This window comes from Sphingopyxis sp. BSN-002 (assembly GCF_022024275.1).
Lineage (GTDB): Bacteria > Pseudomonadota > Alphaproteobacteria > Sphingomonadales > Sphingomonadaceae > Sphingopyxis.
The window spans coordinates 979,049-1,002,386 of record NZ_CP091804.1; the positions used below are offsets into that span (position 1 = coordinate 979,049).

25 protein-coding genes and 1 other RNA gene are annotated in these 23,338 nt (G+C 64.8%); 9 read left to right on the top strand and 17 right to left on the bottom strand.

Going from position 1 to position 23,338, the window contains the following annotated elements:
• Window positions 1-77: 77 nt before the first annotated feature.
• The 4 genes from L7H23_RS04925 to dapA all read right to left on the bottom strand — a co-directional run bounded on the left by L7H23_RS04925 (window position 78) and on the right by dapA (window position 4,230).
• Complete coding sequence (locus L7H23_RS04925) at window positions 78-2,141, bottom strand: M13-type metalloendopeptidase (protein ID WP_237838240.1); 2,064 nt, start codon at window positions 2,139-2,141, stop codon at window positions 78-80.
• Between the two features lie 97 nt (window positions 2,142-2,238).
• Complete coding sequence (locus tag L7H23_RS04930) at window positions 2,239-2,862, bottom strand: DUF2062 domain-containing protein (RefSeq protein WP_237838241.1); 624 nt, start codon at window positions 2,860-2,862, stop codon at window positions 2,239-2,241.
• Window positions 2,859-3,344 carry an SsrA-binding protein SmpB gene (gene smpB, locus L7H23_RS04935; RefSeq protein WP_237838242.1) on the bottom strand — a complete coding sequence of 162 codons (486 nt, stop codon included), beginning with the start codon at window positions 3,342-3,344 and terminating at the stop codon, window positions 2,859-2,861. The genes L7H23_RS04930 and smpB overlap by 4 nt, the downstream gene beginning before the upstream one ends.
• Window positions 3,345-3,348: 4 nt before the next feature.
• Window positions 3,349-4,230 (bottom strand): 4-hydroxy-tetrahydrodipicolinate synthase, encoded by an 882-nt coding sequence (gene dapA, locus L7H23_RS04940; protein WP_237838243.1) that lies wholly within the window; start codon window positions 4,228-4,230, stop codon window positions 3,349-3,351.
• A gap of 109 nt (window positions 4,231-4,339) precedes the next feature.
• Here dapA and L7H23_RS04945 point away from each other — a divergent pair, with 109 nt between their 5' ends.
• The 3 genes from L7H23_RS04945 to L7H23_RS04955 all read left to right on the top strand — a co-directional run bounded on the left by L7H23_RS04945 (window position 4,340) and on the right by L7H23_RS04955 (window position 7,656).
• The gene (locus tag L7H23_RS04945) at window positions 4,340-6,358 is read left to right on the top strand and encodes a lytic transglycosylase domain-containing protein (RefSeq protein ID WP_237838244.1); all 2,019 of its coding nucleotides are present in this window, start codon (window positions 4,340-4,342) and stop codon (window positions 6,356-6,358) included.
• Window positions 6,359-6,364: 6 nt separating this feature from the next.
• Window positions 6,365-6,847, top strand: a complete 483-nt coding sequence (greB, locus tag L7H23_RS04950) for a transcription elongation factor GreB (protein ID WP_237838245.1) — start codon at window positions 6,365-6,367, stop codon at window positions 6,845-6,847.
• A 158-nt stretch (window positions 6,848-7,005) separates the two neighbouring features.
• The gene (locus L7H23_RS04955) at window positions 7,006-7,656 is read left to right on the top strand and encodes a hypothetical protein (protein WP_237838246.1); all 651 of its coding nucleotides are present in this window, start codon (window positions 7,006-7,008) and stop codon (window positions 7,654-7,656) included.
• Window positions 7,657-7,665: 9 nt separating this feature from the next.
• Here L7H23_RS04955 and L7H23_RS04960 read toward each other — a convergent pair whose 3' ends face one another.
• From L7H23_RS04960 to L7H23_RS05000, 9 genes are all read right to left on the bottom strand, one after another.
• Window positions 7,666-7,821 (bottom strand): hypothetical protein, encoded by a 156-nt coding sequence (locus tag L7H23_RS04960; protein ID WP_237838247.1) that lies wholly within the window; start codon window positions 7,819-7,821, stop codon window positions 7,666-7,668.
• Window positions 7,822-7,895: 74 nt separating this feature from the next.
• Window positions 7,896-8,276: RNase P RNA component class A (gene rnpB, locus L7H23_RS04965), an RNA gene on the bottom strand.
• A 38-nt stretch (window positions 8,277-8,314) separates the two neighbouring features.
• Window positions 8,315-9,004, bottom strand: a complete 690-nt coding sequence (locus L7H23_RS04970; protein ID WP_237838248.1) for an N-acetylmuramoyl-L-alanine amidase — start codon at window positions 9,002-9,004, stop codon at window positions 8,315-8,317.
• A gap of 68 nt (window positions 9,005-9,072) precedes the next feature.
• A complete protein-coding gene (locus tag L7H23_RS04975; RefSeq protein ID WP_237838249.1) occupies window positions 9,073-9,903 on the bottom strand; it encodes a protein-glutamate O-methyltransferase CheR in 831 nt (276 codons plus the stop codon).
• 38 nt (window positions 9,904-9,941) lie between these two features.
• On the bottom strand, window positions 9,942-11,054 hold the full coding sequence (cheB, locus tag L7H23_RS04980) for a chemotaxis-specific protein-glutamate methyltransferase CheB (protein ID WP_237838250.1): 1,113 nt from the start codon (window positions 11,052-11,054) through the stop codon (window positions 9,942-9,944).
• 10 nt (window positions 11,055-11,064) lie between these two features.
• Window positions 11,065-11,439 (bottom strand): response regulator, encoded by a 375-nt coding sequence (locus tag L7H23_RS04985; RefSeq protein WP_237838251.1) that lies wholly within the window; start codon window positions 11,437-11,439, stop codon window positions 11,065-11,067.
• A gap of 72 nt (window positions 11,440-11,511) precedes the next feature.
• The gene (locus tag L7H23_RS04990) at window positions 11,512-11,949 is read right to left on the bottom strand and encodes a chemotaxis protein CheW (RefSeq protein ID WP_237838252.1); all 438 of its coding nucleotides are present in this window, start codon (window positions 11,947-11,949) and stop codon (window positions 11,512-11,514) included.
• Window positions 11,946-14,333, bottom strand: a complete 2,388-nt coding sequence (locus L7H23_RS04995; RefSeq protein ID WP_237838253.1) for a chemotaxis protein CheW — start codon at window positions 14,331-14,333, stop codon at window positions 11,946-11,948. Before L7H23_RS04995 ends, L7H23_RS04990 begins: the two co-directional genes overlap by 4 nt.
• 112 nt (window positions 14,334-14,445) lie before the next feature.
• Window positions 14,446-15,087 (bottom strand): histidine phosphotransferase family protein, encoded by a 642-nt coding sequence (locus L7H23_RS05000; RefSeq protein ID WP_237838254.1) that lies wholly within the window; start codon window positions 15,085-15,087, stop codon window positions 14,446-14,448.
• Between the two features lie 152 nt (window positions 15,088-15,239).
• On the opposite strand from L7H23_RS05000, the gene L7H23_RS05005 reads away from it, so the two are divergent.
• The 4 genes from L7H23_RS05005 to L7H23_RS18510 all read left to right on the top strand — a co-directional run bounded on the left by L7H23_RS05005 (window position 15,240) and on the right by L7H23_RS18510 (window position 18,779).
• Window positions 15,240-16,196, top strand: a complete 957-nt coding sequence (locus tag L7H23_RS05005) for an RluA family pseudouridine synthase (protein WP_237838255.1) — start codon at window positions 15,240-15,242, stop codon at window positions 16,194-16,196.
• Window positions 16,197-16,276: 80 nt separating this feature from the next.
• Window positions 16,277-17,179 (top strand): RNA polymerase sigma factor RpoH, encoded by a 903-nt coding sequence (rpoH, locus tag L7H23_RS05010; protein ID WP_237838256.1) that lies wholly within the window; start codon window positions 16,277-16,279, stop codon window positions 17,177-17,179.
• 53 nt (window positions 17,180-17,232) lie between these two features.
• Window positions 17,233-17,619, top strand: coding sequence for a cupredoxin domain-containing protein (locus L7H23_RS05015; RefSeq protein WP_237838257.1), 387 nt, complete (start codon window positions 17,233-17,235; stop codon window positions 17,617-17,619).
• 38 nt (window positions 17,620-17,657) lie between these two features.
• The gene (locus L7H23_RS18510) at window positions 17,658-18,779 is read left to right on the top strand and encodes a M23 family metallopeptidase (RefSeq protein ID WP_275671224.1); all 1,122 of its coding nucleotides are present in this window, start codon (window positions 17,658-17,660) and stop codon (window positions 18,777-18,779) included.
• Window positions 18,780-18,809: 30 nt separating this feature from the next.
• On the opposite strand, the gene L7H23_RS05025 is transcribed toward L7H23_RS18510, so the two are convergent.
• Window positions 18,810-19,607 (bottom strand): transporter, encoded by a 798-nt coding sequence (locus L7H23_RS05025; protein ID WP_237838258.1) that lies wholly within the window; start codon window positions 19,605-19,607, stop codon window positions 18,810-18,812.
• Between the two features lie 105 nt (window positions 19,608-19,712).
• Between L7H23_RS05025 and mtgA the strand changes: the two genes are divergently transcribed.
• Complete coding sequence (gene mtgA / locus L7H23_RS05030; protein WP_237838259.1) at window positions 19,713-20,420, top strand: monofunctional biosynthetic peptidoglycan transglycosylase; 708 nt, start codon at window positions 19,713-19,715, stop codon at window positions 20,418-20,420.
• A gap of 21 nt (window positions 20,421-20,441) precedes the next feature.
• Window positions 20,442-20,921 carry a hypothetical protein gene (locus tag L7H23_RS05035; RefSeq protein WP_237838260.1) on the top strand — a complete coding sequence of 160 codons (480 nt, stop codon included), beginning with the start codon at window positions 20,442-20,444 and terminating at the stop codon, window positions 20,919-20,921.
• A 16-nt stretch (window positions 20,922-20,937) separates the two neighbouring features.
• On the opposite strand, the gene L7H23_RS05040 is transcribed toward L7H23_RS05035, so the two are convergent.
• From L7H23_RS05040 to L7H23_RS05050, 3 genes are all read right to left on the bottom strand, one after another.
• Entirely contained in the window at window positions 20,938-21,474 is a 537-nt protein-coding gene (locus L7H23_RS05040) for a J domain-containing protein (RefSeq protein WP_237838261.1), read from the bottom strand.
• Between the two features lie 55 nt (window positions 21,475-21,529).
• Window positions 21,530-22,315: a polyphosphate kinase gene (locus L7H23_RS05045; protein ID WP_237838262.1), complete on the bottom strand. Its 786-nt coding sequence runs from the start codon at window positions 22,313-22,315 to the stop codon at window positions 21,530-21,532.
• 68 nt (window positions 22,316-22,383) lie between these two features.
• Window positions 22,384-23,316, bottom strand: a complete 933-nt coding sequence (locus L7H23_RS05050) for a hypothetical protein (protein ID WP_237838263.1) — start codon at window positions 23,314-23,316, stop codon at window positions 22,384-22,386.
• Between the last annotated feature and the right edge of the window lie 22 nt (window positions 23,317-23,338).

Consider the following 23,338-nt stretch of genomic DNA (forward strand, 5'->3'; position numbering starts at 1 on the left):
GCCCGCCCCCCTGCTGAAATCAGTCTCAGCGGAAGGCAGGCTTTGCGCGGTCAATGACAGACTTTCCTATTGGCGCATCACCAGATGCGAACACGATCCTTGGGCGCCAGATAGAGCTTCTGGCCTTCCTTGATGCTGTACGCCTTATACCAAGGATCGAGGTTGCGCGAGACCCAAGACCGCTGGATCGACGGCGAATGCGGATCGGTCGTGATGCGCTGCGAAAGATTCTGCTCGCGATAGTTGCGGCGCCATACCTGCGCCCAGCCGAGGAAGAAGCGCTGGTCGCCGGTAAGGCCGTCGATCACCGGGGCGGGCTTGCCCCCGAGCGACTTCTTGTAAGCGTCATAGGCAATATTGAGGCCCGCCAGGTCGCCGATATTCTCGCCAAGCGTGAAGGTCCCGTCGAGATGTTCGCCGGGAAGTATCTCGTAGGCGTCATATTGCGCGACCAGCGCCTTGCCGGCTGCCTCGAATGCAGCGACGTCTTCGGGCGTCCACCATTCGGCAAGCTTGCCGGTCTCGTCATATTTCGACCCCTGGTCGTCGAAATGATGGCTGATTTCGTGGCCGATGACGGCACCGATACCACCGTAATTGATCGCGGCGTCAGCTTTCGGATCGAAGAAAGGCGGCTGCAGGATCGCGGCGGGGAAGACGATCTCGTTCATTCCGAAATTGGCGTAGGCGTTGACTTCCATCGGAGTCATTCCCCACTCCCAGCGGCGGATCGGTCCGCCGAGACGGCTGATATTGTCGTCATGGGCAAACTGGTTCGCGCGAAGTGCGTTGCCGAACAGGTCGTCGGCCTTGATCTCGAGCTTGCTGTAGTCCTTCCAGCGGTCGGGGTAGCCGATCTTGGTCGTGAAATTGGCGAGCTTCTTCTTTGCCTTCACCTTCGTCTGCGGCTGCATCCACGTCAGGTTGCCGATGCGCGTATCGAGGGCCGCAAGGACGTTCTTCACGAGGACGTCCATCGCCGCCTTGGTTTCGGGCGGGAAGTATTTCGCGACATAGTCCTGACCGACGGCTTCACCCATATTGTTGGTGGTGAAATCGACCGCGCGCTTCCAGCGCTCCTGCATCTGCGGCGTGCCTGACAGCGCGGTGCTGTAGAAGGAGAAAGCCTCCTGCGCGACGGCGTCGGGCAGCACGCCCGAGAAGCCATCGAGGCTGCGAACGGTGAGCACGTCGCGGATCACGTCGATCGGCGCATCGGCAATAAGCTTGGCCTCGCCGGTAAAGGCGCTGGGCTGCGAAACGAGGATCGAATCCTCGTTGACGCCGAGACCGCGAATGAAGGTCGTCCAGTCGAAACCCGGAGCGGCCTTTGTCAGGTCCGCGATCGTCATCTTGTTATAGACCTTGGTCGCGTCGCTGCTGTCGTTCTTGTCCCAGTGGACCTGGGCGATCTGCTTTTCGAAGTCGTAGATCGCCTTGGCACGCACGGCGGCATTCTGTTCGCCGGCAAGCGTCAGGACGTTTTCCAGATGCTTGAGGTAGGCGGCCTGCAGCTTTGCGTTCCGGTCGCCATCCTTCAAATAGAAGTCGCGATCGGGCATGCCAAGGCCGCCCTGGAACATCGTGTAGATGTAAACATCGGGGTTCTTGTCGTCCTGGCCGACATAGCCCCCGAAGAAATGCTGGACGCCGTTGCGATCCCCTTCGGCAAGCAGCTTGGCGAGCCCGGCCTTGTCGACTGCACGGATCTTTCCGAGCCACGGCTGGATCGGCGCAAGGCCCTTCGCTTCGACCGTGGCCGAGTCGAGATAGGACGCATAGGCGCGACCGATCATGCTGTCCGGATCGCCCTTTGCGACGTCGAGAATTTCGCGCGTCCGCTTTTGCGACAGATCGGCGAGCGCGGTGAACATGCCATAGTTCGACTTGTCGGCGGGAATCACCGTGTTCTTTGCCCAGGTGCCGTTCGCGAAGGTGTAGAAGTCGTCGCCCGGCTGGACGCTCTTGTCCATGCCCGAAAGGTCGAAGCCGAAATCGCCGATTTCAGGCTTGTCTGCCGTGGCGGCCGGTGCAGCCGTCGTCGCTGCCTTGTCCTTGGCGAAAGAAGGTGCCGAGCCCAGCAATACGGCGCCCAGCGCCGCGGTCGCCAGCAGGCGCGAAGAGAGTTTCCGACGAGTCATGATATTCCCCAGATGAAACATGTGAAAACGTGCCCGCGGGCCTTGCCCGCAAGCGGATCTTGCGATGGAGACAGCTATAAACTCGCCGGTTGGCGGTTCAACCGGCCTGGGCGTCGCTCGTCGATGCCTCAAGTCGTTGGTCGCGCGCCCGGCGGATCTTGCGCCGCCAGCGCAGGCGAATCCAGTTGTCCCAGATGATCGAGGCAAGGATATAGCCAACGACTGCCGAGACGACCGAGATGACAAAAAGTCCGGCAAGTCCTCCGAGCAGCGCAGGACCGACATTGGCCGAAACCCAGTTCCACCACTCGCCGAGCGAGGCCCCCTCGTCATAGAGGATGTAAAGGTCCGCGACATGCGTGTGCAGTCCGAACAGAGTGTTGCCGAGCCACACCGACGCCGCGAGGATCAGCGGCGTCGTCAGCGGGTTCGACAGGAACGTCATCGCCGCACCTATGGGAATATTGGCGCGAAACGGGAGCGCGAGCAGCGCGACACCGAGAATCTGGACGCCCGGGATCAGGAAGAAGATGCCGACGAACAACCCGAGCGCAGTGCCGCGGCGAACGGAAGTACGTGTGAAACGCCACAGATGGCTGTGCGCGACGCGGTGCGCGAAGGGTTTGACGAAGCGGCTTTCCAGCAATTCCTCGCGCGTCGGCGAGTTCTTGCGGATCCAGTTCATCACGACCGCCTTGTCCTTTGGCTTCCCTCCGCTCATCCGCGGTCCTTCATCAGCCGTTCCTTGTCGCGCTTCCAGTCGCGTTCCTTGATCGACTCTCTCTTGTCGTGCGCCTTCTTGCCTTTCGCGAGTGCGAGTTCGACCTTCGCGCGGCCACGGCTGTTGAAATAGACCGACAATGGGACGAGCGTCATTCCCTGACGCATCACGCCGGCGTGAAGCTTGTTGATCTCGCGACCGTTGAGCAGCAGCTTCCTCGGGCGGCGCGGTTCGTGGTTGAAGCGGTTGCCGTGACTGAACTCCGGGATATTGGCGTTGATCAGCCAGACCTCGCCGCCGGTTACCTCGGCATAGCTTTCCGCGATTGTGCCCTCGCCAAAGCGAAGCGACTTCACCTCGGTTCCCTGCAGCGCGATCCCGGCCTCGAACACCTGTTCGATGGCGTAGTCGAAGCGCGCGCGCCGGTTCTCGGCGACGACCTTCTTCTTGTCGAATTCTGCGGCGGACTGCGGACGGGCCATTGAATTAAACCTGGATAACTCCCGCCGCGACCAGCGCGGCATCGACGGCCCTGCGCGATGCCTCGGACGCCGGAATGATAGGTAGGCGCACTTCGGGCGAAAACCAGTCGTGGACGCGGGACAGCGCATATTTTGCGGGACCGGGCGACGCGTCGGAGAACATCGCCTTGTGCAGGGCGAACAGCCGGTCGTGCAAGGCAAGGGCTCCGGTCCAGTCGCTCGACGCGCAGGCCGCAGCGAAGTCGGCGCAGAGGCGCGGCGCGACGTTGGCGGTGACCGAAATGCAGCCGACGCCGCCGAGAACGGCGTGTGGCAGCCAAAGATCGTCATTTCCGCTGAGCTGGCAGAAATCCGCCCCGGCACCTGCGCGGTGCATCGTCACGCGCGCGAGATCTCCGCTGGCGTCCTTCGTCGCAACGACGCTCGAAATCTCGGCGAGCTTGCACATCGTCTCCGCGCTGATGTCGGCGACGGTGCGGCCGGGGACGTTATAGACCACGATCGGCAGATCGCACGCGTCGGCAAGCGCCTTGAAATGCGCGAGCATGCCGTCCTGCGTCGGCCGGTTGTAATAGGGCGCGACGATCAGCGCCGCCGTCGCCCCTGCCTGCTGCGCATAACGCATGTGACGGATTGCGGTCGCGGTGTCGTTCGACCCGCAACCCGCGATCACGGGCACGCGGCCTGCCGCGGTCTCGATACAGGTGTCGATAACCTGATAATGCTCGTCGAAGCTCAGCGTCGGGCTCTCGCCGGTGGTGCCGCACGGCACGAGCGCGCCCGTTCCCTGATCGATCTGCCATTCGACGAGCCGTTTGAACGCCGGAGCGTCGAACGCACCGTCGCGAAATGGCGTCACCAAGGCGGGAATCGACCCCGAAAACATGCTCTGCTCCTTTACAAGGACTCCATGCGGCCGATAGGACGAGCCGACGCGCCCGCTATTGGACGCCTATTCAGCGCCCCGCAAGGAGTTTGGCACTAATATGCCCGGCATGATTTCGCTGCCCCGTATTTCCCGCCTCGCGCTCGCGCTGGCGCTCGCTATCCCCACGACCGCCCATGCCAGCGAACTTACCCCCGAACAGATGGCCTGGTACCGTGCCCAGATGGGGCTCGCCGCTTCGTCGGGGGCTCCGCCGTCGACAAACTCGGTGGGCGACGCGGTGATGGAATGGCGTCGGCTGACCGCGACGAACACCGCCTCGTTCGACCAGCTTTCGCGCTTCCTGATGGCGAACCGCGACTGGCCCGACGCCGACAAGTTGCGCGTACGCGCCGAAAAGTCGATCTCGCTCGACAGCTACGACCCGCAGCGCACCCTCGCCTTTTTCCAGGCCTATCCCCCGCGCACGCCGAGCGGCGAACTGCGTTATGCGCTGGCGCTCAATGCGACGGGGCGGCGCGACGACGCCAATGCAGCCGTCCGGCGCGCGTGGACCGGCGGCACGCTCGACGATTACGAGACCAGTCGCGTCCTGACTTTTTTTCCCGGCGCACTGACTGCGGCCGATCATGACGCGCGAATGGACCGCCTGCTGTGGCTTGGCGCCACCGGCGCGGCAGCGCGGCAGATCGCCTATGTCTCGCCTGACAAGCGTGCGGTGTTCGCCGCGCGTCTGGCGATGCGTAGCGGCACGGTGGACGCCGCGCTGCAAGCCTCTGCGGTCGAGAGCATGAACCCTTCGCTGGTCCGTACCGATGCAGGCTATATCGCCGACAAGGCGACATGGCTGCGCAAGGGCAACCGGACCGGCGAAGCGCGCGCGCTGCTCGCCGCGCCACGGTCGCTTGCCAAGGCGCCGACCGATCCCGAAGAATGGCTCGAAACGCTGCTCACCAACGCCCGCGCAGCCGATGCCGCGGGCGACAAGATGACCGCGTACAACATCGCCAAGCAGCTCGACGACAGCTTCGTACCGGGCGTGGTCATCCGCGAAGCGCCGCTCAGCGTTCGCGACGACTACACCTCGCTTGCTTGGCTCGCCGGGCAACTTGCGTACAAGAGCGTCGGAAAGCCCGCCGAAGCGGTTCGCCTCTTCCGCCTCTATGGCGAGGCCGCGCGCTCGGCGCAGACGCGTACGAAGGGCTTCTACTGGGCGGGGCGGGCGGCGCTCGCAGCAGGCGATCGCGACGCAGCCAACGCGCATTTTGCCGATGCGGCACAGCATTACGACCAATATTATGGCCAGCTTTCGCTCGAACGGCTCGGCCGGCCCCAGCCCAAGCCGCTGCCGAACCCGACGATCCAGGTCAGCAATGACCAGAAGCGCGCTTTCGAGGACGACCGACTCGTCCGCGCCTCGCGCGCGCTTGGCGAGATCGGCGCGTGGCGCGAGCAGTCGCTGTTCCTGCGCGCGATCGCGCAGCGGGCCACCTCGCCTGCAGACCATGTTCTCGCAGGACAGCTCGCGTCGGCAATCGGCCGCCCGGACCTCGGCGTCATGATCGGTCGCAGCGCGCAGGCAAACAGCCTCGATGCTGTCGAAGTCGCGGGCTTCCCGACCGTCCGCGTCCCGGCCGGCCATGAAAGCAACTGGACTTTCATCCACGCCATAACGCGGCAGGAAAGCCAGTTCGACCGGCAAGCGGTGAGCCACGCCGGCGCCCGGGGCATGATGCAGCTGATGCCGGGAACGGCGCGCGAGGTCGCGGGCAAGCTCGGCCTCAGCTATGACGCAGGTTCGCTGACCGCGGATACCAACTATAACCTGACGCTCGGCTCGACCTATTTCCAGCAGATGCTGAGCTATTTCGGCGGCAGCTATCCGCTTGCGGTCGCAGCCTACAACGCCGGCCCGGGCAATGTGAACAAGTGGCTGCGCGCCAACGGCGATCCGCGTTCGGGGACCATCGACATGGTCGACTGGATCGAGGCAATCCCGATCTTCGAGACACGCAACTATGTGCAGCGCGTGCTCGAAAATGCCGTCGTCTACGACACGCTTCGCGAGGGACGAACGCTGCCGCAGGCGCCGCTGAGCTTCTACCTCGGCAAGCGCACGCCGGGGTAACGCCCGGTGGCGGGGGACAAGACCAACATCATTAGCCCCGCGGGCTTCGCTGCGCTGCGCGCCGAATATCAGCAGTTGCTCGGCGACGAGCGCCCAAAGCTGGTCGAGGTGATCAGCTGGGCGGCGGGCAACGGCGACCGCAGCGAGAATGGCGACTATATCTATGGCCGCAAGCGCCTCCGCGAAATCGACCGGCGGCTTGGCTTTCTGGCGCGGCGGATGAAGGCCGCCCGCGTCGTCGATCCGGCCGAACAGCCTGACAAGAGCCGCATATGGTTCGGCGCGACCGTCGAACTGGCCGACGACGACGATGCCCGCCGCGTGATCACGCTTGTCGGCGACGATGAGGCGGAAGCCAGCGAAGGCCGGATCGGCTGGAACAGCCCGCTCGCGCGCGCCCTGCGCGGGGCCGGGGTCGGAGATCTGCGCACCGTGCAGTTGCCCGCGGGCCCGAAGGAATGGGAAGTGATGGCGATCAGCTACCCCTGATCGTCACGCACCGGGCGCCGCGGTCGGATCGCGCCGGCTCTTCCGAAGCGGGGAAGGCCGTGCGGGCCAAAGCGAGCGTAATTTCTTCTGTGAGCGCGATCATAAACAATGGCATGAAGGCTGCCTAAAACCGGCACATCGACCGATCGGAGGGACATATGCGGACTTTGGCTTTGGTGGCATTGCTACTGGCATCAGGAGCGGCACAGGCGATGCAGCGCCCCGAGGTTCCGGTGATGAGCGACGACGAGATCAACGCGACGCTCGGGGCAGGCGAAGAAATCGAAAACCGCGTCGACGGCGACCTCAACGGCGATGGCGACATCGACACAGCGTGGATCGTTCGCGGCGAGGATAAGCGGTTCCTGCACGTCCAGTTTGCCGCGCGCGGTGAATTCGACCTGTATCATGAGCCCGCAGGCAACGCCGAACTCGACCCCTATCCGCTTGGCCCCGCCGAGATGACGATCACAAAGGGCGTGCTGGTGGTGAAGGATCTGACCGGCGGCACCACCGCGGTGTCGGCGACCTATCGCTTTCGCGGCGAGAAGGCCAAGCCGAAGATGCGGCTGATCGGGCTCGACGCGACGCTTTACAGTCGGACCTACGCCCATGACGGCGCAGAGATGAGCTGGAACCTGCTCACCGGCGACGTGATCGCGACGAAGATGAAACTCGTCGGCAGCGGCGAGAATGCCAATTACGACAAGTCGGCGGTCAAGCGCTTCAAGCGTCCGGTCAAAATTGCCTATATGGAGGACACGCCCAGCGCCGAGGATACGCTCGACCTCGCGATGAAGGGCAAGTGACCGCGCCGCTTACTGGTTGAGCAGCGCGGGTATGATCCAGATGGCCGACAGCACGATAATCACCGCAAGCAGCGAAATCGCGAGGACATAGCGCACGCCCTGCCCCTTCACGCCGCTGCTGGCTTCGGTTTCGGTCACTTCGACATGGTCATCGACGACTTGCATGGTTCGTCTCCTTATCGGGTCCGCATAATACGCGGGCCTGCCGCACGCGGTTCCCGCGCGCCGAATGGGGAGAGTGAGCCAGAGGGTCTGTAAGCCGGGTTCTGTCCACCCCTTTCGGGGATAGGCGATCATTCCTCTAGGCGTGCGGTTACCCGAACGCTCAAGCAGTCAACCCGGACGGCGGGGCCGGAACCAGCCCTGGTTTCCCGTGCCATCCCTATTCGACCTTGCTCCCGGTGGGGTTTGCCGTGCCGCGTCCGTTACCGTCCGCGCGGTGCGCTCTTACCGCACCCTTTCACCTTTCGCCGGGCCGAAGCCTTTGGCGGTCTGCTCTCTGTGGCACTTTCCCTGACTCCGGCTTCCCGGAGCCGCCGGACGTTATCCGGCACCGTGGTTTCCATGGAGCCCGGACTTTCCTCCCCCGCTTGCGCGGCGGCGATCGCCCGACCCTCTGGCTGGAGGCATTATAGGCGTTGCCGCCGGCTTTGACGAGTCAATTGCCCTCGGGCTGCGGCAGCAGCAGCGCGAGCAGGATCGCGCGGCATTCGCCGTCGATCGTGCCGTCGATCAGTTCGGTGCGAAAGCGGCGCTGGAAGGCGACGGTGGCTGCAAAACCGTCGGTCACGTCATAGCCGAAACGTTCGAGCGCGAGCAGGAAGCCCGCATCGGTCCACAGCGGGTCGGTCAGCTTTTTCGTCGGTCGCGGGAGCGCAAGGCGACGGCGGGCCAGTTCTTCCCAGGGAAAGAGTTCGCCCGGGTCCTGCTTGCGCGTCGGGGCGATGTCCGAATGGCCGACGACATTGCCGCGCGTGATCGCATGGCGATCCTTGATCATGTGGACGAGACGGACCACCGAACCGACCTGCGGGTCAGGAAAGGGCACATAGCCCCATTCATGCCCCGGATTGACGATCTCGATCCCGACGCTCGCCGAATTGATGTCGCTTACCCCGCGCCAGTGCGATTTTCCCGCGTGCCAGGCGCGCTTGTCCTCGGGTACCATATGGGTGATCTGGCCGTCCTCGCTGACGACATAGTGCGCCGATACCTTCGCCTCGGGATCGGCAAGCCGATCAATGGCTTCGGCACCGGTCTTCATACCGGTATAATGGAGGACGATCATCGATACGGGCAACGAACGCTCGTCGAAATTGGGAGACCAGCGTTCGATAAAATCGCTCATGCGCCCGGAAAGCCCCGTCCTGTTCCTGCCTTAGCGTCGATTGCGCCAGCGGGGCGCAAAAAGCAAGGTCAGGCGGCGATGGAGCGCGTCGGATCCGGTCGACGGACCTGCTGGTCGGCGGGTTCGTACAAGCCGCGCAGTCGCGGGCTTGCGACGAACTGGTCGGTCTGCCCGAGCACTGTCTCGCCCGCGCCGAGCACGAGGAAACTTTGCGGCGCAGCCATCGCGCGGAGTTTCGCGAACGCCTTTTGCCGCATCGGCAACGAGAAATAGAGCAACAGGTTACGGCAGAAGATAAGATCGGCGGCCGATGCGAGAGGCGGGCGGTCGGTGAGCATGTTCTGGACCGAGAAATCGATCCGGCGACGAAGGTCTGCCTTGGCCAGCCAGCCGCCCTCGGTCTGGTCGAACCAGCGCACCATGCGTTGTACGGGAAGCCCGCGCTGGATTTCGAACTGCGTGTAGAGCCCGACGCGCGCGCGGCTGATCGCGTGATAGCTGACGTCGGTTCCGACGATGTCGATCTGCCACCCCGCCCATTTGGCTTCCTGCTCGGCGAGCAGCATCGCGAGCGAATAGGCTTCCTGCCCCGTCGACACACCGCAATGCCATACAGTCAGCCGCCGCGTCCGCGCGTTGATCTGGCGGATATGTTCCAGCGCGGTATTGGCAATATCGTCGAACACGCTGTGTTCGCGATAGAAAAACGTCTCGTTGTTGAGCATCGCATCGACCGTATCATCGAGCAACTGGCGGCTGTTCGACGTGACCAGCGCTGCGACAAGCGCGTCGAGGTCGGCGATGCCGTGACGCTGCATCACGGGCTTCAGCGACATTTCGATCCGCCAGATGCGGTTCGGAGACAGCGTCTGGCCGGTGCGCGATTCGAGCACGCCCATCAGAACGCGATAGGCAGATTCGCTCGCGCTCCCGCCCATCATGGCCGGACGCGTCCGTGTATATAGCTGCCAAGCATCAGCGCGATCGCGTCGGGGTTGAGCGTCGCGGTCGCAAGCCCTGCCTTGGCTACAGCGCCCGGCATCCCCCAGATCACGCAGCTTTCGGGCGCCTGCGCGAAGATCGTGCCGCCTGCGGCCTTGAGTTTTCCCGCGCCGTTCGCGCCGTCGCGGCCCATGCCGCTGAGCACGACGGCAACTGCCCCCGCCCCATAGGTTTCGGCGACCGAGGCAAGCATCGGATCGGCCGACGGGCAGCAGCCATTATCGACCGGGCGACGGTCGAGCGCGATTTCGCGGTGCCTGCCGATGCCGACAACCGTCAGATGCGCATCACCGGGCGCGAGATAGATATGGTTCGGCTCGACCTTCATTGCCGCAGCAGCGACGCGGACGGTGCGCTTGGTCATCGTCGCAATCTGCTTTGCATAGAATTCCATGAACGCGTCTGGCAGGTGTTGGGTGAGCAGGATCGGCGCGGTAACCCGCGGGTCGAGGTGCGTGATAAAGCTGGTAAAGGCGGGAATGCCGCCGGTGGACGCCGCCACTGCGATGCATTCGAGCGTTTGCGCGGTATCGACCGCGACCGGAGCGGGCGGAACCGGCGGCCGATAGGCGATGCGGCCAACGGCGGGGATTTCGCGCTGCTGACCCAGCGACAGGATGCGCTCGGTCAATATTTCGGCAAAGCGGCCCGAAAAACTGCCCCGGCCCGGCTTTGCGAGCGTGTCGCTGGCGCCGAGCGCGAGCGCCTCGATTGCCGCAGGTCCGCCCTCGATGCAGTTCGACGAAAGGATCAGGACGCGCGCGTGCGCCGCACGGTTCAATATGTGCGGCAGCGCATCGATGCCGTTCATCCCCGGCATTTCGACGTCGAGCACGACGACGTCGATCGGCTCGCTCGCCAACACCGCAAGCGCCTCGTTCGCCGAGGCAACCGATGCGCAAACCTGGAGCCCTGCCGTCTGGTCGACGATGCGTTCCAGAATGCTGCGAACGACGAGGCTGTCGTCGACCAGCATCACGCGGACGTTGCGGCCCTCCGGCAGATCGACCCCGGCCGGGTCGGAAATCAGGGATTGGGAGTGCGCCACCGGAACCGCCTCAAGCGACGCCGACGAGCTGCAGCTTTCCTTCGAGCGTTTCGCGGTCGAACGGCTTCATCACATATTCGTCGGCGCCCGCCTCGATCGCGGCACGGATATGATCGATGCTGTTCTCGGTCGTGCAGAAAACGACGCGCGGGCGCTCGTCAAAGCCGAAGTCGAGGTCATTGAAGGCGGTGAGGAATTCCATCCCGCTCATCACCGGCATGTTCCAGTCGAGCAGGATCACGTCGGGCCGGTTCGCACGGCAAAAGGTCAGCGCCTCCTGCCCGTCCGCCGCTTCTTCGACAGAAAATTCCATGGACTCAAGTATATGACGCGCAACCTTGCGAATCACTTTGCTATCATCGACGACCAGACAAGATTTAGACATTTGTGCCTCCGACCCCCGGGGTTGCCGCCATGCTAGGGCGAAGGGGTGTGCAGGTTGTTAATACGGCGGGCATCACGCGGCCTTAAGCGCAGGCAAGGTGATGAAATGCGACGGATCGACAACGAGGAGCGACTGCCCCTCATGCTCGATCATGGCCTCGGCAACGCGCGCCCAGCCGGGAAGCAGCTTCCCGGTGATCCGCGTCTCGGGCGCATCGATGAAACAGACGTCCTCGATCTCGTCGGCAAGCAACGCATAGCCATGCTCGGCGACATCGACGACGACGACGCGCTGGCCCGGAGCGACGGGCACGGCGGGCAGGCCCACGACGACGTGCGGGTCGATCAGCGTGAACACCCGGCTGCGCAAGGCAAAGAGCCCCGAAACATGGGGTGGCGCGGCGGGCACCTCGACCGGCGTGCCCACGGTGACGACCGAATTGATCGAACGAGAACGAAGCGCGACCCGCGTGTCGGCGATACGCGCGACGAGGTAAAGCTTGTCCATCATGAGCGGGCTCCTCCGACGCGGCGGCGGAGCGCCTCGAGCAGCGCGCCGCGATCGTAGCGATAAACCGTGTCGTCGTCGGCGTTCGTCGCGGCGGCCGAATTGCGCAGGCGGATCACCGGCACCTCGCCGTCTCCGTGCGCGCACGTCCCGCCCTCTTCGGTCAGGCAAAGCAACACGTCGGCGGCTTCGTCCGAACCTTCGGTCACCACGCGATAGCCCGCATTCTGCAGGATCGGCGTAAGGAAATTGCTGCCCCAGCCGTCATGATCGTCGGCGAGGCGGCAAACCGGCTGGCGCTCCGGCAAGCCCGCGGTGGCGCCCGAATATTGTTCCATCAGCCAGAAGGGGTCGATCAGTTCGACCGGCTCGCCGCTGACGAGGACGACGCCCGCAATCAGACCCGGTGCCACGGCGGGCTGGACGAGTTCGGGCAGGCGAACGATGTCGATAACCGCGTCGATCGGATAGCAAAGCACCGACAGTCCGTCGTGGAGACGGAGCAGCTTCAGCGTGCCTTGATCGCCGGGCAACGCAGCCGCATGAACCGGGAAAATGTCTTCGCCAATCTGCGCCTGGATCCGGCCGGCGCTCTCGAAGAGCGCGAGCGACGGAACTTCCTCGACACGCTCGATCACCGACAGGCGGACGCCGCGCACGCGGCCGTTCGTATCGCGGAAAAGGAGAAGCTGGGCGGCGTTGCGCTCGGCGGCGGCGGCGGCTTCGGCCTCGACCGCCTGATCCATCTGGCGGCCGGCCTCCGATGCATCGATCGCGGCGGCGGCAAGGATGCCCTGCACATCGAGCAACAGGACCGGGCGGCCGTTGTCGGGCAGCGTGGTTCCCGCATAGAGCCCCGTCGCCATGATCATCGGCGCGGCGGGCTTGATCACCAATTCCTCATGATCGTGGATCGCCGCGACGCTGAGCGCGTAACTCTGTCCCTGCCCCGGCCGGACAAGAACCAGCGCGCGGTCCTCGACGTCGTCGCGGTGGTCGCGCGCGCGGCCGAGGATGGCTTCGAGACGCAGCAACGGAAACTGTTCGCCGCGCACGGTGACGAGTTCGCCGCCGCCGACGCGTTCGACGCGTACGGTGTCGCTCGTCTCGAGCAGGATTTCGCGGACCGAGCCGCGCGGAATGGCAAAATACTGGCCCGCTGCGCGGACCATCAGGCCCGAGATGATCGTCAGCGTCATCGGCACGCGGAGCACAACCGACAGCCCTCGGCCCTCGTCGTTGCGGAGCTCGACGATCCCGCCGATCTTTTCGACATTCGCCTTGACGATATCCATGCCGACGCCGCGGCCCGAAATCGCGGTGATCTTTGCCGCGGTCGAAAAGCCGGGGCGGAAGATGAGCTCAAGCTTTTCACGCGGGGTCAGCGTACGCGCGTCGGCGGCCGACAGGATCCGAGAGGCCATCGCCTTGGCGACGATCGCATCGGGCGACAGGCCGCGGCCGTCGTCGCGGACCTCGATCTCGATCTGGTTGCCCGACTGGCGCGCCGAGACGGCAATCGTCGCGGTGACGTCCTTTCCAGCCGCGACACGGTCGTTCAGCCCCTCGATGCCATGGTCGATCGCATTGCGCACGATGTGGATCAACGGATCGCGGATATTCTCCATCATTTCGCGATCGAGTTCGACCTCGCCGCCGCTGGTCGCGAAACGGATCTTCTTGCCGAGATCCTGCGCGAGGTCGCGGACGATGCGCGGGAGCGGAGAGAACAGCTTGTCGATCCGTTGCATGCGCATCTGGCTGACCGACTGGCGCATCCCGGCAATCGAGTCCGACAGCCGGTCGAATGAGGCTATGAGCGAGGGGGCCGCCCCCGAATCGCGCAGCATCCGGGCGAATTCGTTGCGGGCGAGAACGATGTCGGTCACACCCGTCATCACGCTGTCGAGCAGCGGCAGCGGCACGCGGATCGACCGCCACCCCTGAAGATCGGCCGTCAGGTCATCTTCGCGGCGGAGCTGGATCTCTCCGGTTTCGGCAGGCACCTCCGGGGCATCGCCGCCCACGGAAAGCGCTGAAATGACGTCGGTGTCGTCGCCAGCCGGTTCCGAGCCCTTCTTGCCCAATATCGCACAGAGCTGCGACAGGCGGTCGACGATGGCGAGCACGCCGGTGACCAGCGCGGCGTTCGCGGGGCGATTGCCGCGGCGGACCTGATCGAGCGCGTCTTCGGCGGCGTGCGACAGCGCCGTGACACGCGGCAACGAAAGGAAACCCGAGCTGCCCTTAATCGTGTGGACAAGGCGAAAAATCGCGTCGAGTTGCGCGCGATCGGAGGGGTCAGCCTCCCACGCGACGAGCGCCCCGCCAGCCTCGGCGAGGATTTCCGCCGTTTCGGCAAGGAAATCGTTCAGCAGATCGTCCATCGAAGTACCGGTGCGCCCCAAAATTCGAGGCACCACCATGGCCGACAATGGTTAATGGAGGGTTTGTATTTGGGAGAATCCGCAAGATTCCACCACGAAAATGCGCTGCGGATCAGCGGCCCTTGAGCACGGCCCCGACCAGCAGCGAGGTCGGCGTTTCGCGTGCCAGCATGACGGTGCCGCCATTCTGCCTCGCCACGGCCTGCACCAGCACCGCGGGCGCAGTCCGCGAGGTCATCGCCGTCGCGCCTTCGCCCTCTGCCAGGATGCGCTCGACGTCGCCATCGAGGAAGATACGCTCGGCCTCGACATGCAGGGCGATCTCGATCCCCTCTCCCTGCTTCTCGCAGCCGATATCGAGCCGCCCGCCGCGCACCAGCGCGTCGACAAGAAGCAGCGCGAGGTTGAGGATGATCTTCACGGCAGGCTTGGGCAGCGGATCGGCGCCGATCATCCAGTTGAGGTCGATCGCCCGGTCGCCGATGATTCCCTGTATCGCAGACTTCGCCTCGTCGGCAGGGACGAGCTCTCCGAAGCCGCCCGCCGATCCGAAGGCGAGGCGGAAAAATTTGAGCTTGTTCGCCGAGGTCCGGGCACTTTGTTCGAGCAGATCGATGCAGCGCGCGCGCATCTCGGGATCTTTCTCGTCCGCAAGTAGTTCAAGCCCGTTGGCGAACGCCCCCACGGGGCTGAGCAGATCGTGGCACAGCCGCGAGGCCAGCATGGATGCGAAATCGACGCGATCGTCGGACATGGATCGGTGCACTCCCCGCAACCGGACCTTTCCGGTTCGCGCTCGCTCCCTAAGGCACGGACATGGTTAAGAGCAAGCGTGATGCGCCGAATGCCGGCTTCCGCTGGCGCCAGAGGCTTGAAAACCGGCGCCTCGTCCCCATATCGCGATCAATGTTGGGGGACGACGAAATACTGACTGTGACGCTCGCGGACAGCGCGGCCGGGCTCCGCCTAGACCGCGCGCTGGCCGAAGCGCTCCCCGACCTTTCGCGCGAACGGGTGAAGACGCTGATCAAGGGCGGCCGCGTCGCCGATGCCAAAGGGGCGGTGCTGTGGGACCCATCGGCCAAGGCCTCCGCCGCGGCGACGCTGGCGGTTCGCCTGCCCACCCCCGCCCCGGCGCACAATGTCGCGCAGGATATGGACCTCGTCATCGCGTATGAGGACGAGCATCTGATCGTCGTCGACAAGCCTGCCGGGATGGTCGTCCACCCGGCCGCGGGCAATCTCGACGGGACGATGGTCAACGCGCTGTTGCATCACTGTGCCGGTCAGCTGTCGGGGATCGGCGGCGTTGCCCGCCCCGGCATCGTTCACCGGATCGACAAGGATACGAGCGGGCTGATCGTCGCGGCGAAGCACGACAAGGCGCACGAGGGCCTCGCGAAGCAGTTCGCGGCGCACAGCATCGACCGCCGCTATCTCGCGCTCGCGACCGGGCGTCCGACGCCGGCAAACGGCACGGTCGACGCGGCGCTCGGCCGGTCGAGCACGAACCGCAAGAAGATGGCGGTCGTCGCCGAAGGGCGCGGCAAGCGTGCGGTCACGCATTACCGGACGATCGAGCCGCTGAAGGGCGCGACTCTGGTCGAATGCCGGCTGGAAACGGGCCGCACACATCAGGTCCGCGTCCATATGGCGCATATCGGCCATCCGCTGGTCGGCGATCCGGTCTACGGACGGGTCAAAAAGCCGCTGTCGGAAACATTAAAAGCCCGTAATTTCGCGCGTCAGGCGTTGCACGCGGCCCATTTGGGCTTTATTCATCCGGTGACCGGTAACCGGGTCGCGCTCGACAGCGAACTCCCAGCGGATATGCGGGAACTGATCGATGAATTGCGCGTTTAGGTTTCGAATGAAAATCTATTTTGACCGCTGGAGCCAACCGCGGCATATTTCTCCTCTGAAAATAAGGGAAAACCAGAAAAATGGCTAACAAGAGCAATGTTCCGGCAGTGGTGCCCGCGCTCGGCGGTGAGGCGAGCCTGAACCGCTACCTGGCCGAAATCCGCAAATTCCCCCTGCTCACCCCCGAGCAGGAATATATGCTCGCAAAGCGCTTTCAGGAGCATGGCGACAATGAAGCTGCGGCGCAGCTCGTCACGTCGCACCTCCGCCTCGTCGCCAAGATCGCGATGGGCTATCGCGGCTATGGCCTGCCGGTCAGCGAGCTGATCAGCGAGGGCAATATCGGCCTGATGCAGGGCGTGAAGAAGTTCGACCCCGAACGCGGCTTCCGCCTTGCGACCTATGCGATGTGGTGGATTCGCGCCTCGATCCAGGAGTTCATCCTGCGGTCGTGGAGCCTTGTGAAAATGGGCACCACCGCGGCGCAGAAAAAGCTGTTCTTCAACCTGCGCCGGATGAAGAACAGCCTCGACGCGTTCGAGGACGGCGACCTCAGCCCCGAACATCTCGCCAAGATCGCGACCGACCTCGGCGTGACCGAGGAAGAGGTCACCAGCATGAATCGCCGCATGGCGATGGGCGGCGACACATCGCTGAACGTCCCCATGGGCGAGGATGGCGACAGCCAGTGGCAGGATCTGCTCGGCGACGAGGGTCCGCTGCAGGACGAACGCGTGGCCGAGGCCGAGGAACGCGACGTGCGCCACGCGCTGCTCAGCGAAGCGCTTGCAACGCTGAACGAGCGCGAGCGCCACATCCTGACCGAGCGCCGCCTGACCGACGATCCGAAGACGCTCGAGGATCTGAGCCAGGTCTATGACGTCAGCCGCGAGCGCGTGCGCCAGATCGAGGTCCGCGCGTTCGAGAAGCTGCAGAAGGCGATGCTGAAGCTCGCGGGCGACCGCCGGCTGATCAACGCCTGACACGAAATCGCGGGTGCCGTAACGCCGGAATCCTCCGGCCGAGGAGACATGCCATGCGTATTTTTCCGCTCGCGCTTGCGGCGCTCGTACTTTCCGTTCCCGTCACCGCGGCCGAAACCCCGGCCAGGGTGACCGTGACGCTGGCGAATTTCAGCTTCACCCCTGCCGACCTGCATCTTCATGCCGGGCAGACGGTGACGATCCATTTCGTCAATGAAGGATCGGGCGGGCATGATTTCACCGCGCCGGAATTCTTCGCCGCCGCGGCCATGGACGCCGCGAACCGTACGCGGGTCGAGGGCGGCAAGGGCCGCGTCTCGCTCGGCAAGGGCGAGAGCAGCGACGTGACGCTGACCCCGAAGGCGGGCACGTACAAGGTTCATTGCTCGCACTTCGGCCATTCGACGCTGGGCATGACCGGCAAAGTGATCGTCGACTGACCCCTTGCGATCGGCGGCGCCCGCAATAGGGTGGCGCCATGCTTCTAGCTGCCCTGCTCGCTGCGGCGCCGGCGCCTGTCGCCGCCCCCGCAACCGCTCCTCCCGCCTCCGTCGTGTTGCAGGCGTTCGATGCCGCTATTCCCTATCGCCCGGCGCCGGTTCGGATCGGCGAGATGCGGCACCTGATCTATGAGCTGCACCTCACCAACTTCGCCTCGGCGCCGCTGACGGTCGATCGCATCGCGGTGCACGACGCCGCGACGGGCGCGGAATTGCTGGTGCTTTCCGGCGACACGCTCGCCGCTGCACTCGGGCACCTGCCGTCAGGCGGCGGCACCAAGGGACCGACGATCGCGCCGGGCATCCGGACGATCGCCTATCTGGACCTCCGACTACAAGGCGACGGCACACCCGCCACGCTGGCGCACAGCGTCGCGGTCACCGGCGCGTCGGGCGCAGCGACGATCGATGCCGGCCGCATAGAAGTCGACAACCGCCCCCTTCCCGTCCTCGGCCCGCCGCTGCGGGGCGGACCATGGGTCGCGATCTATGCACCCGAGATGGAGCGGGGGCATCGCCGCGTGCCCTATGCGGTCGCGGGCAAGGCGACGATCCCCGGCCGCTTCGCGATCGACTTCATGAAGATCGACGCGGCGGGCCGCTTCGACCGCACCGACGGCAAGGCACTCGCCGACTCGCTGAGCCATGGCGCCGAGGTGCTGGCGGTCGCCGATGCCATCGTCGCCGCTACGCGCGACGATTTCACCGAGCCGAAGCTGCGCGCCGACCTGCCGCGTGTGTCGATCGGTGACGCGACGGGCAATTTCGTCGCGCTCGACTTGGGCGACGGCCGCTATGCCTTTTACGAGCATCTGCAACCCGGACTGAAGGTGAAGCCCGGCGACCGGGTGAAGCGCGGGCAGGCGATCGGCCGCCTTGGCCTCACCGGACAGGGGTCGGCACCGCACCTTCATTTCCATGTTGCATCGGCACCCTCGCCGCTCGCCGCCGAAGGCCTGCCCTTCGCGATGGACGGTACGGAGACGATCGGCCGCTATGCAGCCATCGGCGACCTCGGCAGCGGGCCATGGCAGCCTGCAGAACGCGTTCACGGCCCCTCGTTACCTGCCGCAAACAGCGTCATCCGCTTCCCCGATTAGAACGCGCGCGGGCCACAGCAGGAACTGCGATCAGAAACGCCGTACATAGCCCGCATAAAGCTGAAGGTCCGGGCTGTCGTGGTTGAGACCGAGATTGGCGCCGATATCCCATTGGCTGTCGTCGTCCGGCTGCCAGCCCGCCGAAAGCCCCGCGAGCAGTTCCGTGCTGCGTCCGGCGGGATCCCGATCGCGGGTAACGGAAAGTTCGGCGGCCATCGAGGCGTCGCCGGACAGGTCGAAACCGATACCCGCAACCGTGCCATAGGCGAGATGACGTCCGTTCCCGTCGCCATCGACCGCCGCGTCGACATGCGGTGTCAGGCCGATCGACACCGATCCGGCCTCGATGCTTACCGGAACGAGCAGTCCCGCGCCCCAGTCCCCCGCGCCGACGCCGCTACCGCCGGTCGGCACGCTAGCATAGGGCATTGCGGCGATCGAAAAACCCGATCCGTCGGGATTGCGGAGATTCTGGCGCAGTGCGAAGGTGACGTCGCCGGTGCGGGTCCGCCCTTCGACAGTACCGGCGATCGCGTTGCGCTCGCGAACATGCCCTATGGTCGTCCAGCCGATCTGCGCCTCGAGCGTCGACGTCAGCCCGATGCGCAGCAAACCCTCGCCCGCGAGAATCGTGTCGGTTCGCTGCGGGCCGTCGTCCTCGCGGGTCCAGTCGGCAAGGCCGAGTTCGAAGACCAGCTGTCCCGCCTCCACAGTGCAGGCCGGGGTTCCCAGCCCCGGGCGATCCGGACAGAGGTCGCGCGCCTCCGCGGCGAGCGCCGGGGCGGCGGACGCCAACGCCGCGATCAGCGCCATCGTTCGAAACGGCATCCGCACTCTATTCCTTCCTCATGATTTCGGGCGACATTTGTCGGACAGGACCGCTCGGGGATCAAGCCTGCTTGCCTCGCGCCCGCAAGCGGCTAGTTTGCCGCCATGGCAACCCGTCCCCGCGCGAAGTCGCGCAAGCTTCCCTGGTATCTGCGGCCGTTCAAATGGCTCCTCTGGTTCATCGCGATCTCGGTCGTCTGGGTCGTGATTTACGCGGTGGTACCGCCACCGGTGACGATCACGATGCTGACAGACGGCAACGGGATCACCAAGGACTGGACCAGCCTGTCGAACATCGACCGAAACATGGTGCGCGCCGCGATCGCGGCGGAAGATGGCAAATTCTGCAGCCACGATGGTTTCGACCGTCAGGCGATCGAGCAGGCGATCGAACGCAACGCCAAGGGCAAGCGGATGCGTGGCGGATCGACGATCAGCCAGCAGACCGCGAAGAATGTCTTCCTGTGGCAGGGCAGCGGCTGGACGCGCTACATCCGCAAGGTTCCCGAGGTGTGGTTCACTTTCCTGATCGAAAAGATCTGGGGCAAGCGGCGGATCATGGAAGTCTATCTGAACGTCGCCGAGACCGGGCTCGGCACCTATGGCGTCGAAGCGGGGGCGCAGCGCTATTTCAAGCACGGCGCATCGAAGCTGACCCCGCAGGAGGCCGCGCGCATCGCCGCGATCCTGCCGCTGCCAAAGAAGCGCGAGGCGGTGAGCCCTTCCGGGTTCACGCGGCGGTACGGCAATTCGATCCGGGCGCGGATCGGGGTTGTGGGGCGCGATGGGCTGGACGGGTGCATCTACAAGTAGGGATATGCGAGGACCGACGGCGTGTTGAAGCTCATTCCATTGCTCATCTTCGCGCAAACCACGAGTACCTCGGCGGCTCCGCCCAACAGCTGCATACGCGTCATCGAGGCTTGGCGCGACGCTGTCGATTGCCAGACCAACGAAGCGGTGCCGTACCTGACATGGTCTGACGGATTCAGCCAATGGCCCGGACGGGAGAAAGGAAAATGGGCCGCCGTCAGCCTGTCTGGCCCTTGCCCCAAATATAGCACGACACTGCGAGAATGGCGCCCGGATCCTGTGGCAGGCAATCGTCAGATCATCAGGCTCAAGGTCATTTCACGAAAGGTTGCTTTCGATGGGCGCTACTCGGGAGATTATATGGTCACCAAAGAGACGTTCACATGCGAGCGACGTGACGGCCAATGGCGAATATTCTCTCAAGAAGTGACCAAAAGGGTCGACCTGATCGACCACGCCGCCGCCCGGAGATTTGAAGCAACTGGCGGATGGAATCCCTGACGACTTTTCCGAAAGACTACGCCGGCTTCCAGCTCTTCCGCTCTTCGGCCTGCTTGAGGACCTCGAAAGCCGCCTGCCCTGCCGCGAAGCGCTTGGCGGCCTCGGCATCGTCAGGCTTCACGTCGGGGTGGCATTCCTTCGCATAGGCACGCCACGCCTTTTTCGTCGCGTCGAAATCGGCGTCGGGGTCGAGGCCGAGCAGTTCGAGCGCGCGCATTTCGTCGGCGCTGCGGCTGCCGTCGCCCGATCCGCCCCAGGCATAATGCTGCGCCCGGGCATAGCTGCGCGCGCCTGCGGCCTCTTCGGCGGCGCGCGCCGCGGCGTCCTCGGCGCTGAGGCCCGCGAAATAGTCCCAGCCGCGATTATATTCGGCGGCGTGTGTTTCGCAGAAATACCAGCGTTCGGGGCTGTTCGGCGACTTGGGCGCGGGGCAGTTGCCGGGGTTGGTGCAACCGTGGCGGTCGCACAGGCGCACCTTCTGCGTCTCGCGCGACGAGCCATAGGGGCGCCAGCGGGGAAAACCCCAGTCGTCGGATCTCTTGGCGCGGCTCATTCCACCCCATGTAGCAACGGGGGCGTCGATTGGCTAGGCGGGGCGGCCGAAAAACCTAGCCTTTCGGCGAAAAACCGAAGGCCTTGTGCGCCAGCTTGACCACGGCGGGGTCGAGATCGGGCGGGGTCATCGGCACCGCGGCCTCGAGCGTTTCGACGATATGCGTCAGCGCGGCGACGCGTGCGGCCTTCTTGTTGTTGCCGTCGATCACCTTCCACGGCGCCCAGCGCGTGTCGGTCTGCTGGAACATCTCCTCCATCGCGGCGAGATACTCCTTGCGCTTCGACCGGTTGCGATAATCGTCGGCGCCGGTCTTCCATCGCTTCCACGGATCGTTCAGGCGATCGGCGAAGCGTTCGTCCTGTTCCTTTTGCGTGATGTGGACGAACAGCTTGACCAGGTTCGTGCGGCTGCCGGTCAGCTGTGCCTCGAACTCGTTGATCTCGTCATAGCCCTTGCGCCACTCGGCCTCGGTCGCATAGCCCTCGACGCGCTCGACGAGGACGCGGCCGTACCAGCTGCGGTCGAAGATCGAGATTTCGCGGTTGCCGGGCAGCCGCTTCCAGAAGCGCCAGAGGAAATGTCGCGACTTTTCCTCGTCGTTCGGTGCGGCGATCGGCCACACTTCGAAATAGCGCGGATCGAGCGACGCGGTCAGCCGCTGGATGATGCCACCCTTCCCCGCAGCGTCCCAGCCCTCGAACATGATGACGCTGCGCTGATCATGGGTGATGTGCGCGGCCTGCAGCCGTTCGAGCCGATCCTCGAGCGCCACGATATCCTTGCCATAGTCGCCGTCATATTTGGCGCCGGTCTCATAGTCGGAAAGCTGGATCGTCATGCCGCCATCCTAGCGGCGCACCGACGCGGGACCAAGCGCATCCTGTGTCCGTTTACGGCACAGAAATGTCAGTTTACGCCCATCAGACGCTTGCGTGCCGCCCAGTCGGCGAGCGCCCGGCGGTGGCGGTCGACGCGAGCGATCCCCTCGCCGATGTCGCGGTTCTTCGAGCCGAGGCGCTGCGCCTGTCCGTACCAGTCGACCGCAGCGTCGAAATCGCGGTCCATCTCGGCGCAGAGACCGAGGTTGAAGGCGAGCGCGGCGGTCGGCTCGGCGCCGCTTGTGAGGCCCGCCCACGCCGCGCAGGCGGCGGCGGGGTTGCTCTTGGTGAGGCGGATCGCGTCCTTGAAAGTCTCGGCCGCGGGCTTGGCGAGGCCCTTGCGGTTCTCGTCGACACGGACATCGATGTTGTAGCCGGTCGGCGCCAAGTCGCGGCGGATCGCCTGCACCTGATCTCCCTCGGCCCATTCGATATAGTCGTCAACGGTGCGCGAGGCCGCCCGGTCGGGGCACCATGTCTGCTGATCGCGCGCGCTCAGCGGGCGCGTGTAGCGGATCGAGCCGTCCTTGATCGCGACGAGCCGCGCGGTCGTCGCAACGGTGATCGTGCGGCGGCGGCAGCGTATGTCGACGTCGATTTCCTTGACGCACTTGTTCTTGTCGGCGGGGTCATATTCGGTACATTTCTTGCGCTTCTCGGTCACCGGCACCTCGTCGACGCTGGCGCGGGTCGTGCCGGTGAGCAGCGCATCGATCGGCACGACGGATTCCGGCGCAACGATGCGGTAGTAGGAGTAGCCGCCAAACTGCGCGTTGCCGAGCGAAGCCTCCAGCTTCTGCGCGACCGTTGCGCCATCCTCGCCCTCGAAGCGCTCGACCGCGATGCGGAGCAGGTCGTTGACGTTCGCGACGGCCGGGTCGCTGCCACCGATCGGCAGCGTTTCGGCCGCTGCCGGCGTCGCAAGACAAAGGACAGTCGCGGCAAGCAGCGGACGCAGCATGAATCACCCCCCCCCGGTTCAT

Bases quoted from the DNA above. Each gene is read 5' to 3' on its own strand.
- L7H23_RS04955 (WP_237838246.1), top strand. From the start codon at position 7,006: ATGCGGACTTTGGCTTTGGTGGCATTGCTACTGGCATCAGGAGCGGCA.
- L7H23_RS05025 (WP_237838258.1), bottom strand. From the start codon at position 19,607: ATGCCGTTTCGAACGATGGCGCTGATCGCGGCGTTGGCGTCCGCCGCC.
- L7H23_RS05045 (WP_237838262.1), bottom strand. From the start codon at position 22,315: ATGACGATCCAGCTTTCCGACTATGAGACCGGCGCCAAATATGACGGC.
- L7H23_RS05000 (WP_237838254.1), bottom strand. From the start codon at position 15,087: ATGTCCGACGATCGCGTCGATTTCGCATCCATGCTGGCCTCGCGGCTG.
- L7H23_RS04995 (WP_237838253.1), bottom strand. From the start codon at position 14,333: ATGGACGATCTGCTGAACGATTTCCTTGCCGAAACGGCGGAAATCCTC.
- L7H23_RS04990 (WP_237838252.1), bottom strand. From the start codon at position 11,949: ATGATGGACAAGCTTTACCTCGTCGCGCGTATCGCCGACACGCGGGTC.
- L7H23_RS04970 (WP_237838248.1), bottom strand. From the start codon at position 9,004: ATGAGCGATTTTATCGAACGCTGGTCTCCCAATTTCGACGAGCGTTCG.
- mtgA (WP_237838259.1), top strand. From the start codon at position 19,713: ATGGCAACCCGTCCCCGCGCGAAGTCGCGCAAGCTTCCCTGGTATCTG.
- L7H23_RS04925 (WP_237838240.1), bottom strand. From the start codon at position 2,141: ATGACTCGTCGGAAACTCTCTTCGCGCCTGCTGGCGACCGCGGCGCTG.
- L7H23_RS04930 (WP_237838241.1), bottom strand. From the start codon at position 2,862: ATGAGCGGAGGGAAGCCAAAGGACAAGGCGGTCGTGATGAACTGGATC.
- L7H23_RS04985 (WP_237838251.1), bottom strand. From the start codon at position 11,439: ATGTCTAAATCTTGTCTGGTCGTCGATGATAGCAAAGTGATTCGCAAG.
- smpB (WP_237838242.1), bottom strand. From the start codon at position 3,344: ATGGCCCGTCCGCAGTCCGCCGCAGAATTCGACAAGAAGAAGGTCGTC.
- dapA (WP_237838243.1), bottom strand. From the start codon at position 4,230: ATGTTTTCGGGGTCGATTCCCGCCTTGGTGACGCCATTTCGCGACGGT.
- L7H23_RS05050 (WP_237838263.1), bottom strand. From the start codon at position 23,316: ATGCTGCGTCCGCTGCTTGCCGCGACTGTCCTTTGTCTTGCGACGCCG.
- L7H23_RS05040 (WP_237838261.1), bottom strand. From the start codon at position 21,474: ATGAGCCGCGCCAAGAGATCCGACGACTGGGGTTTTCCCCGCTGGCGC.
- L7H23_RS18510 (WP_275671224.1), top strand. From the start codon at position 17,658: ATGCTTCTAGCTGCCCTGCTCGCTGCGGCGCCGGCGCCTGTCGCCGCC.
- rpoH (WP_237838256.1), top strand. From the start codon at position 16,277: ATGGCTAACAAGAGCAATGTTCCGGCAGTGGTGCCCGCGCTCGGCGGT.
- L7H23_RS05015 (WP_237838257.1), top strand. From the start codon at position 17,233: ATGCGTATTTTTCCGCTCGCGCTTGCGGCGCTCGTACTTTCCGTTCCC.
- L7H23_RS04975 (WP_237838249.1), bottom strand. From the start codon at position 9,903: ATGGGCGTGCTCGAATCGCGCACCGGCCAGACGCTGTCTCCGAACCGC.
- L7H23_RS04960 (WP_237838247.1), bottom strand. From the start codon at position 7,821: ATGCAAGTCGTCGATGACCATGTCGAAGTGACCGAAACCGAAGCCAGC.
- L7H23_RS05005 (WP_237838255.1), top strand. From the start codon at position 15,240: ATGTTGGGGGACGACGAAATACTGACTGTGACGCTCGCGGACAGCGCG.
- L7H23_RS04945 (WP_237838244.1), top strand. From the start codon at position 4,340: ATGATTTCGCTGCCCCGTATTTCCCGCCTCGCGCTCGCGCTGGCGCTC.